This window comes from Nonomuraea sp. NPDC050691 (genome assembly GCF_040654455.1).
In the GTDB taxonomy this organism is placed as follows: domain Bacteria; phylum Actinomycetota; class Actinomycetes; order Streptosporangiales; family Streptosporangiaceae; genus Nonomuraea.
This window is the reverse complement of record NZ_JBFAIA010000251.1, coordinates 1-9,461: the sequence shown is the minus strand read 5'-3', so window position 1 is coordinate 9,461 and position 9,461 is coordinate 1. Positions and strand designations below refer to the sequence as shown.

The window sequence follows — 9,461 nt, the reverse complement described above, 5'->3', positions numbered from 1 at the left end:
CTGGGTCAGGGAACGCAGCCCGATCTTGAGGTCCTCCATGTGCTTGGCGGACTCCTCCCGCATGCGCTTCTTGTCGAGCATGCGGAACACCGTGCAGCGCGCCTACGACGACCCGCTGGTCATGGCCGAGTTCCGGCTGACCGGTGAGGCGTTCGCGGGCGAGGTGGTCGAGACCGAGCCCGAGCACGCCGAGGGCGAGGGCCGCTCGCGCAAGCTGCGCCCTCTCGTGGTGGTCAAGACCGACGATCCCGTACGGCTGGCCCCCGGCACCGCGCTCGGCACCCCGCAGCGCCGCGCCCAGGGCGCCCAGCTCGTGGAGGCCCGCGACGGCCTGGTCACCGTGAAGATCACCAAGGGGATGGGCCGGGGGAAGACGCCCGCGCCCGGGTCGGTGCCCGAGGTGGGCGAGCGGGTCTGCTACACCTCGCTGACCGACGACTTCCAGGGCTCCCCTGCCCTGCCCGAGGCCGAGGCCACCCCGTGGACGCACGGCGGCCCGCCGCGGGAGTACACGCCCAGCGACGAGGACGCCCTGGAGGAGTGGTCGTGACGAGTCCCGAGCAGGTCATCCAGGCGGTGCTCGCCGATCTGCCGAGGCATCGCGGCGTGGTCGTGGACTCGCCGCCCGGCGCGGGCAAGTCCACCCTCGTCGTACGGGCGGCGGCGCACATCGCCGCCACCGGCGAGCCCCTGATGATCGTCGCCCAGACCAACGAGCAGGTCGACGACCTGGTGACGCGGATCTGCGAGCGGCACCCGGACCTGACGGTCGGGCGGTTGTCGGCGGGCGGCTACGTCCCTCCGCTGCGGCTGCTGGAGCTGCGCGGTGTCACGGTGGGCACCCGCGTGCAGGATCTCGGCGACCCCGACATCGTGATCGCGACCGCCGACAAGTGGGCGTGGATCTCCGGCCGTACATGGCCGTGGGCGATCGTGGACGAGGCGTACCAGATGCGCTCGGACAAGCTGCTACGTATCGCGGGGCTGTTCGAGCGGGCGCTGTTCGTGGGCGACCCGGGGCAGCTCGACCCGTTCTCGATCGTGGACGGCGACCGCTGGTCGGGGCTGTCGTGGGATCCGCTGCAGAGCGCCGTGTCGGTGCTGCTGCGGCACAATCCGGACCTGCCGGTCCACCGGCTTCCCGTGTCGTGGCGGCTGCCCGCGTCCGCCGCGCCCGTGGTGTCGCGGGCGTTCTACCCGTTCACGGGGTTCCGGGCCGGCACGGAGCCGCACGAGCGGCGGCTGGAGCTGTCCACGGGCGGCATGGGCACCGTCCACGACCGGGCGCTCGAGGAGGCGGCGCGCTCGGGGTGGGCGCTGCTGGAGCTGCCGAACCGGCACACCGTGCGCACCGACGGCGAGGCCGTGCGGGCCGTGGCGCTGCTGGCGTCCCGGCTGCTCCAGCGGGGCGCGGTCGCGTCCTCGGAGCAGGGCGAGCGGCCGGTGACGGCCGAGCGGATCGCGGTCGGCGCGGCCCACCGCGACCAGGTGGCGGCGATCAGGAACGCCGGGGTGCCGCCGGAGATCACCGTGGACACGGCCAACCGGCTGCAGGGCCGCGAGTACGACGTGACGATCGTGCTGCACCCGCTGTCGGGGCGGCGCGACGCGACGGCGTTCCACCTGGAGTCGGGGCGGCTGTGCGTGCTGGCCTCGCGGCACCGGCACGCGTGCGTCGTGGTGGCGCGCGCGGGGATCGCGGAGCTGCTGGACGCGCACCCGTCAGCCGAGCCGGTGCAGCTCGGGGTCCCGGTGAAGTTCCCGGACGGCTGGGAGGCCAACCAGGCGGTCCTGGACCACCTGGCCGCCCACCGCGTCTGACGCGCGTCCCCGGCGGCCGGGCGGGACGCGTGGCGGCTCAGAGGCGGGCGCGCCAGACGTCGATGACCATGACCGTGCGCATGCCCGCCGACAGGTACAGGTCGAGGGCGGGCGTGGTGTTGTTGGAGTCGACGTGCAGGATCGTGCCCTTGCGGCCGCGCGCGGCGTCGGCGGCGAAGGCGTGCTTCAGCAGGAACCGGCCGAGGCCCCTCCCCCGGAACTCCGGGAGCACGGCGAGCAGGGCGACGTAGCCGCAGCCCTCGTCGGGCAGGAACTGGTCGTTGCCGATCACGGTAGCGGCGGGCCGGCCGTCGACGCGGGCGACGGTGAGCTGGCTCCAGTCGGTGGCGCGGTGCGCGGCGCGGCGCGCGTACCAGGTGTCGTAGTCGACCTTGACGAAGCCGAAGTGCTGGGAGAAGGCGGCCTGGTGGAGCATGTGGGCGTCGCGGCGCACGTCCTCGGTCTCCCCGCTGTGCAGGGTGAGGCCGGGCGGCGCGGCGGGCGGCTCCAGTGGGCCCTCGTGGTCGATGCGCAGCCGGTGGAAGCTGGTGGCGGGCGCGAGCCCGTGGCGCTCGGCGAGGGCGCGCTTGCCCTCGTCGGCGCGGTGGATGCCGGCGTCCACCGTGACGGCGTCATGGCCGCGCTCCCTGCCCAGTTCGCGGGCACGGTCCAGCACGGTGCCCCACAGGGGCCCCGCCACGTCCTCGCGGCCGGGACGGACGGTGACGTCCACCTCGACGAGGTCGCTGCGGCCCTTGGCGCAGGCCCAGGCCCAGGCGATCAGGCGGCCGTCGGCGTCGAGGCGCAGCAGGCCGTCGCGGTCGAGGTCGAAACCGGGGTCCGCGAGATCTGCCTTGACGTCGTCCAAGGTCCAGTCGGCGTGACCGATGACCGCCGTGTCGGCCGCCGCGAGCAGCTCGTGGATGGCGGGGGCGTCCTCCGGCCGGGGGCGCCTGATGGAATCCATGCCGGCGATTGTGCCGAAACGGGCAGGACCCTCGCCTCCCATTTTCCCTCCGTCGTTAAGCTGGATGGGTGCTGGACAAGAACCCGCTGCGCGTCGTGGTCGTCACCCCAGACCCGATGACGGTACGGCTGGCGCTCAGCGGCGACCTAGACTACGGCACCGTCTCCGAGCTGACCGCACTGCCCCTGGATCGCGGGGTTCGCCGGCTCGACGTTGACCTGTCGGGATTGTCGTTCATCGACTCGTCCGGGCTGGCGGCGCTCATCCGGCTGTACCACCAGGCCGAGCGGGCCGACGCCGTGCTGCGGGTGGTGGCCGTGACGCCGTACCTGCGCAACGTGCTGCGGATGACGGCGCTGGACCGGCTCTTCAGCCTCCCGCCCGCCTGACCGCCCGACCCGACCGCGGCCACCTCCGCGGGAGGCCCTGCCCGCCGCCGTGACGTCCGCGAGGCCCCGTTCCACGGCCGGACGCCCGGGAGGAGGCTCCTCCCGGGCGTCGCGGCGCGGTCTGCCGGGGTCAGCCGACGACGGGCTCGGGCTGCTGCTCCTGGGCGGCCGGGCCGCCGCGCAGCGGGATCTCCTTGACGAACGCCGCCAGCAGCGGGACGACGACGGCGAACAGGATCGCCCACCAGAAGACGCTGGAGATGGAGCCGGCCAGCGACTCGATGAGGCCGGTGCGCATCTCCTTCGGCATGTGGGCGAGCGCGGCGGGGTCCATCCGGCCCCCGCCCTTGGCGATCTTCTCGGCGGCCTGCGCCCCGAACCTGTCCGTCAGCTGGTCGCGGAAGCCGTTGTTGAAGACCGCGCCGAACAGCGAGACGCCGAACGAGCCGCCGATCGAGCGGAAGAACGTGGTCGCGCTGCTGGAGACGCCGAGGTCCTTCTGCTCGACGCTGTTCTGCGCGATGAGCATGGTGGTCTGCATGAGGAAGCCCATGCCGAGGCCGAGCACGGCGATGTAGACGCCGGTCTGCCAGCTCGGGGTGTCCATGTCCATGGTGGACAGCAGCCACATGCCGAGGGCCATGCCGACGCCGCCGATCAGCGGGTAGATCTTGTACTTGCCGGTCGAGGTGATGGCCTTGCCGACGAACAGCGACACGATCATGGCCGAGGCCATCATGGGCAGCAGGAGCAGGCCGGAGTTGGTGGCCGTGGCGCCCTGGACCATCTGCTGGAACAGCGGCAGGAAGTTGATCGCGCCGAACATCGCGAAGCCGAGCAGGAAGCCGATGGCGGAGATCAGCGTGAAGTTGCGGTTACGGAAGAGCTGCAGCGGCATGATCGGCTCGGCGGCGGCCCGCTCGACCGGGATGAAGATCGCGAGCGTGACGACGGCGACGCCGATGAGACCGAGGATCTGCCAGGAGCCCCAGTCGTACTCGTTGCCGCCCCAGGTGGTGACGAGGACCATGGCCGTGATGCTGATCGACAGCAGGATCGCGCCCAACCAGTCGATGCGCACCTTGTTGTGGTGCTTGGGGAGGTGGAGCTTGAGGACCAGCACGGCGAGCGCGATGGCGCCGACGGGCAGGTTCACGTAGAAGGCCCAGCGCCAGTCGAGGTGGTCGGTGATGAAGCCGCCGACGAGCGGGCCGGCGATCATGGCCAGGGACATGGCGCCCGCCATGATGCCCTGGTACTGGCCGCGCTCGCGGGGCGGCACGAGGTCGCCGATGATGGCCATGACGTTGACCATGAGGCCGCCCGCGCCGAGGCCCTGGAGGGCGCGGAAGGCGATCAGCTCCGCCATGCCGCCGTCGGGGCCGCCCAGCACGGAGGAGCCGGCCATGCCGCACAGCGCCGAGCCGATCATGAAGATGACGATCGAGACCAGGAAGATGGTCTTGCGTCCGTAAAGGTCGCCGATCTTCCCCCAGATGGGAGTGGAGACGGTCGTGCCGAGCACGTACGCTGTGACGACCCATGAGAGATGCTGGAGCCCGCCGAGCTCGCCCACGATCCGGGGCATCGCCGTACCGACGATCATGTTGTCGAGCATGGCGAGGATCATCGCCAGCATCAGTCCGGGCAGGACCACCATGACTTCTCTGCGGCGCCCTCCCGCTGCCTCTTCCATAAGCACACCCCCGACGTGGAGAATCTTCCTTACTTGCCGACCGGCAAGCTTGCAATAAGGTAGATACTTACTTGCCGGTCGTCAAGTCGAAACAGGTGCACATTGCGCGAAGACACCCGGACGCGTATCCAGGAGATCGCTCTCAGGCTGTTCACGGAGCAGGGCTACGAGGCGACCTCACTGAGAGAGATCGCCGAGGAGCTCGGCGTGACCAAGGCCGCGCTCTACTACCACTTCAAGACCAAGGACGACATCGTCGCCAGCCTGGCCGACATGCGTGTGGCCGAGATCGAGGAGCTGCTGGCCTGGGTCAGGGCCCAGCCGAAGAGCCCGGAGACGCGCCGCGAGGTCGTGCTGCGCTTCGCCGAGTCGCTGCGCAGGCCCCGGTACATGGAGGTCGCGCGGTTCATGGAGCGCAACCAGACGGCGCTGCGCGACCATCCGAAGCTCGTGCGCATGCGCGAGGCGATGCTGGAGCTCGTCAACGAGATGAGCGATCCCGGCGACCCGCTGGCGCTGCGGATCGGGCGCTCCATGTCGCTGTTCGCCCTGCACGCGGGCAAGTGGATGCCGCACGAGGAATCGGTGTCGGAGGAGGAGATCCACGAGGCCTCCCTGGAGGTCGCGCTACGACTCCTGGAGCCGTAGCGACGATTGGGACACGCGATCCCGGGCAGGTCTCCGATCACGCAACGCATCCATCCGGGGAGGAAAGCAGTGGAGGCCACGATCGCGCTCCGATTGCCCAGAGATGCGGCCAGCGTCCCCCTGATCAGGCAGATTCTCGAGGCCACCCTCAAGACTCTGGGCGTCGTGCCGCAGATCCGTGACGACATCGAGCTCATGCTCAGCGAGGCGTGCTCGAACGTGATCCGGCACGCGGGGCCCAGCGACGAGTACACGGTCAGCGCGGGCGTCCACGACGACCTGTGCACGATCAAGGTCATCGACACCGGCGACGGGTTCGACCCCCGCACGGTGGATCCGGCGCCCGACACCGCCGAGCACGGCCGCGGGCTGCAGATCATGCGGGCACTTGCCGACGACATCCGCTTCACCAACCGCCGCGAGAAGGGCGCCGTGGTGTGCCTGGAGAAGCGGCTGCGCTTCGCCCCCGAGGCGGCGGCCCGGCCGCTCATGAGCGACCGGGGGCTCGCCGCCCACCACACCGCGCGGGGCGCGGACAACGGGGCCTGACCGGTTACGAGGTTCTGGCGGCCGGCGCCGGCCACGGTCTGGCTGTCAGGCCGGCCATGAGACCGAGGGTCACCAGGACCACCACCGAGATGAGCAGGACCGCCAGGAACACGAGGGAGAAGGTGATCGCCAGCGAGGCGATCGCGCCCAGTAGTGCCAACATTCGGCCAGACTTTCCCCATCACCTCGGGTCTATACCTCCGCCAAGGGATAGATCCGACTGGCTTGGCGGCGAGTCCCGCCTGTGTCCCCGCGCCGGTCAGGCGGGCGGGGTCTCGCGACGGCTGGGGAGCTGGTCCAGGCGGCGCAGGATGACGCCCTCGCGCAACGCCCAGGGGCAGATCTCCAGCCGCTCGACCTCGAACAGGTCCATCGCCGCGTCGGCGACCAGCGCGCCGGCGGCCAGCTGGGCCGCCCGGCCCGGCGACACGCCCGGCAGCGCGGCCCGCGTGGCCGCGTCCATGGTCGTCAGCTTGCCCGTCCAGTCGGCCAGGTCCTGGCGCGACAGCGAGCGCGACGCGTAGACCCCCTCGCTCGACGGGGCCGCCCCCGCGACCCTGGCCAACTGCTTGAACGTCTTGGAGGTGGCCACCGCGCAGGTGGAGTCGCCGTGCCGTACGACGTCGCGGACCGTGCGGGCGATCTCCGCTCGCACGTGCCGGCGCAGCGCCCGCACCTCGTCCGGCGGCGGCGGGTCGGCGGTGAACCAGTCGCGCGTCAGCCGGCCCGCGCCCAGCGGCAGCGACACGGCCACGTCCGGCTCCTCGTCCACGCCCGCGGCGATCTCCAGCGAGCCGCCGCCGATGTCGAAGGCCAGCAGCCGGCCCGCCGACCAGCCGAACCAGCGCCGCACCGCCAGGAACGTCAGCCTGGCCTCGTCGCGTCCGGACAGCACGTCGATGTCGACGCCGCAGCGCTCGTCGATCCGGGACAGCACCTGCTCGCCGTTCGCCGACTCGCGCACCGCCGACGTCGCGAACGCGAGGAAGTCCTCGACACCCTTGTCCTCCGCCAGGCGCAGGGCCTCCTCGACGAACGCGCCGAGCCGCTCGATGCCCTCGGCGGACAGCTCGTTGCGCGCGTCCAGGTACTCGGTCAGGCGCAGCTCCTCCTTGTGGGAGTACGCGGGGATGGGCCGGGCGCCTCGGTGGGCGTCGACGACGAGTAAATGAACGGTGTTCGAACCGATGTCCAGCACGCCGAGTCGCATGGCCATGACGCTACCGGCCTGCGGCGCGCACGGCGACGCCTCCCCCTCTCGTGCCGTGCGCGACGCGGCCAGACCGCGCGGGGGCGCGAGTACGGGTTGCCCCCGTCACGGCCATACGCTGATCGCATGTCTCGAACCCTGCGACTGCTGATCACCGGTGGCGGCACCGGAGGTCACACCTATCCGGCTTTGACCACCCTGACGGCCGTGCGGCGGCGTCAGGTGCCGCACGACGTGCTCTGGGTGGGCACCGCCAACGGGCTGGAGGCCAGGATCACGGCCGAGCACGGCATCCCGTTCAAGGCGATCACCACCGGCAAGCTGCGCCGCCGCCCCAACCTGCGCGAGCTCGGCACCAACATCGCCGACGTGTTCCGCATCCCGGTGGGCGTGGCCCAGGCGATCGGGCACGCCGCCCGCTTCCTGCCCGACGTGGTGCTGTCCACCGGGGGGTACGTCGCGGTGCCGATCGGCGTGGCCGCCAAGCTGATCCGCCGGCCGCTGGTCATGCACGAGCAGACCACGGTGGTGGGGCTGGCCAACCGGATCCTGGCCCGGCTGGCGACCCGGATCGCACTGTCGCACGAGTCGTCGCTGCAGTACCTGCCGGCCTCGGTACGGGACCGGGCCGTGGTGACCGGCAACCCGATCCGGCCGGAGCTGCTGCAGGGCAACCGGGCCGCGGCGTACGACCTGTTCGGATTGACGTTCGAGGTGCCGCTGATCTACGTGACGGGCGGCGCGCAGGGCAGCAAGCAGATCAACACGCTGCTCGCGGAGATCCTGCCCCGGCTGCTGCAGCACGCGCAGGTCGTCCACCAGTGCGGGCCGGCCTGGATCGAGCAGATGCGGGCCGTCGCGCTGCCGCCGCAGCTGGCCGACCGCTACCACCCGGTGCCGTACGTGGGCTCGGAGCTGGCCGACCTGTTCGCCGCGGCCGACGTGGTGATCGCGCGCAGCGGCGCCGGCACGGTGTCGGAGCTGACGGCCATCGGCAAGCCGTCGGTGCTGGTCCCGCTCATCCCGACGGGTGGCGACGAGCAGCGCAAGAACGCCGGATACCTGGTGTCGGCGGGCGCGGCGCGGGCGCTGCTGGAGCCGCACCCGACGGCCGACATGTTGCTGGCGGAGCTGATGCCGCTGCTGGCCGACCCGGAGCTGCGCGCGGCGATGGCCGAGGCGGCGCGCAAGGCGGGCCGCGTGGACGCGGCGGAAGCACTGTGCGACGTGCTGCTGCAGACGGCCCACTGGCACGGCTGACCCGCGGAAAAGGCCGGGATCGGGGGCCGGGGGTTGCAGGGAGCAGAGGTCTCAAGAGGCCGGAGGTCTCGGGGGCCAGAGGTCTCAAGGAGCCGGAGGTCTCAAGGAGCCGGAGGTCTCAAGGAGCCGGAGGTTTCAGGGGGCTGGAATCTCAGGGGTCCGGGGTGAGCGGGCGGAGGGTTTCGCGGGCGGCACGGACGCTGTCGCGCAAGGCCTGTTCGAGCCGGCCGGCGTCCTCGGCCAGCCGGCCCAGCTCGGGCACCGCCGGACCGGCGGCGCCCGACTCGGCCAGCAACTCCTCGTAGCGCGGCAGCGTGGCGCCGAGCCGCTCGATCTGGCCGCGGGCCCGGTGGGCGCGCTCGGCGTCGGCGACGTGGCCCGCGTAACGCTCCAGCGCCTCCACCCGCGCCACCACGGCGGCCTCGCTGCCGGCCAGGGCCCGGCCGAGCGGCTCTGCGACGGCGGCCACCTCCGGCGTCACGCCCTCCGCGAGCACCTCCTCGTGCTCGGCCCGCAGCTCCGACAGCTTGGCGAGCAGCCGGGCGATCTGCCACTCCTGCTCGGGCAGCATCACCGCGTTGCGGACGCCGTCCAGCAGCCCTTCGGCGTTGACGCGCGAACCCATGACCGAGGCGACCGCCGCGTGGGCGCGGTCCATGAGGGCGCGGGCGGGCTCGTCGAGCCACTCGCGCAGCACGTACCGGTCCGCGTGCCGCCGGGCGGTCTCGTACACCTGCAGCTCCTCCGCGCGGCGCCGCTCGGCCCGCGCGTCGGGGCGGGGCTTGAGCAGCACGCCGACGATGAGCAGCGCGGCGCCGGACATGACGACGGCGAAGGCCGTGTAGCGCTCGGAGAGGAAGAGGTCCAGCCCGGCGGCGACGGCGGCCAGGGCGAGGACGGTGGCGGCCGGGCCCGCGGCGG

11 protein-coding genes are annotated in these 9,461 nt (G+C 72.0%); 6 read left to right on the top strand and 5 right to left on the bottom strand.

What is annotated here, in order from left to right; all coding sequences use genetic code 11:
- Positions 1–79: 79 nt before the first annotated feature.
- Complete coding sequence (locus tag AB0H81_RS41865; RefSeq protein WP_358387152.1) at positions 80–550, top strand: hypothetical protein; 471 nt, start codon at positions 80–82, stop codon at positions 548–550.
- Positions 547–1,821, top strand: a complete 1,275-nt coding sequence (locus tag AB0H81_RS41860; RefSeq protein ID WP_358387150.1) for an AAA family ATPase — start codon at positions 547–549, stop codon at positions 1,819–1,821. Before AB0H81_RS41865 ends, AB0H81_RS41860 begins: the two co-directional genes overlap by 4 nt.
- Before the next feature lie 37 nt (positions 1,822–1,858).
- Here AB0H81_RS41860 and AB0H81_RS41855 read toward each other — a convergent pair whose 3' ends face one another.
- Entirely contained in the window at positions 1,859–2,788 is a 930-nt protein-coding gene (locus AB0H81_RS41855; RefSeq protein WP_358387148.1) for a GNAT family N-acetyltransferase, read from the bottom strand.
- A 68-nt stretch (positions 2,789–2,856) separates the two neighbouring features.
- Here AB0H81_RS41855 and AB0H81_RS41850 point away from each other — a divergent pair, with 68 nt between their 5' ends.
- Positions 2,857–3,177: an STAS domain-containing protein gene (locus AB0H81_RS41850; protein ID WP_358387145.1), complete on the top strand. Its 321-nt coding sequence runs from the start codon at positions 2,857–2,859 to the stop codon at positions 3,175–3,177.
- Positions 3,178–3,307: 130 nt separating this feature from the next.
- On the opposite strand, the gene AB0H81_RS41845 is transcribed toward AB0H81_RS41850, so the two are convergent.
- A complete protein-coding gene (locus AB0H81_RS41845; RefSeq protein WP_358387143.1) occupies positions 3,308–4,837 on the bottom strand; it encodes an MDR family MFS transporter in 1,530 nt (509 codons plus the stop codon).
- A 138-nt stretch (positions 4,838–4,975) separates the two neighbouring features.
- Here AB0H81_RS41845 and AB0H81_RS41840 point away from each other — a divergent pair, with 138 nt between their 5' ends.
- Positions 4,976–5,521 carry a helix-turn-helix domain-containing protein gene (locus AB0H81_RS41840; RefSeq protein WP_358387140.1) on the top strand — a complete coding sequence of 182 codons (546 nt, stop codon included), beginning with the start codon at positions 4,976–4,978 and terminating at the stop codon, positions 5,519–5,521.
- A 69-nt stretch (positions 5,522–5,590) separates the two neighbouring features.
- Positions 5,591–6,070: an ATP-binding protein gene (locus tag AB0H81_RS41835; RefSeq protein WP_358387137.1), complete on the top strand. Its 480-nt coding sequence runs from the start codon at positions 5,591–5,593 to the stop codon at positions 6,068–6,070.
- A gap of 4 nt (positions 6,071–6,074) precedes the next feature.
- Here the strand turns inward: AB0H81_RS41835 and AB0H81_RS41830 are convergent, their stop codons facing one another.
- Together AB0H81_RS41830 and AB0H81_RS41825 are read right to left on the bottom strand one after the other, a co-directional pair.
- Positions 6,075–6,233 (bottom strand): hypothetical protein, encoded by a 159-nt coding sequence (locus tag AB0H81_RS41830; protein ID WP_358387134.1) that lies wholly within the window; start codon positions 6,231–6,233, stop codon positions 6,075–6,077.
- Positions 6,234–6,329: 96 nt separating this feature from the next.
- Positions 6,330–7,280, bottom strand: a complete 951-nt coding sequence (locus tag AB0H81_RS41825; protein WP_358387131.1) for a Ppx/GppA phosphatase family protein — start codon at positions 7,278–7,280, stop codon at positions 6,330–6,332.
- Positions 7,281–7,406: 126 nt separating this feature from the next.
- On the opposite strand from AB0H81_RS41825, the gene AB0H81_RS41820 reads away from it, so the two are divergent.
- Positions 7,407–8,540 carry a UDP-N-acetylglucosamine--N-acetylmuramyl-(pentapeptide) pyrophosphoryl-undecaprenol N-acetylglucosamine transferase gene (locus tag AB0H81_RS41820; RefSeq protein WP_358387129.1) on the top strand — a complete coding sequence of 378 codons (1,134 nt, stop codon included), beginning with the start codon at positions 7,407–7,409 and terminating at the stop codon, positions 8,538–8,540.
- A 151-nt stretch (positions 8,541–8,691) separates the two neighbouring features.
- On the opposite strand, the gene AB0H81_RS41815 is transcribed toward AB0H81_RS41820, so the two are convergent.
- Positions 8,692–9,461: hypothetical protein (locus AB0H81_RS41815; RefSeq protein WP_358387126.1), on the bottom strand; the 770-nt coding region annotated here is incomplete at its 5' end.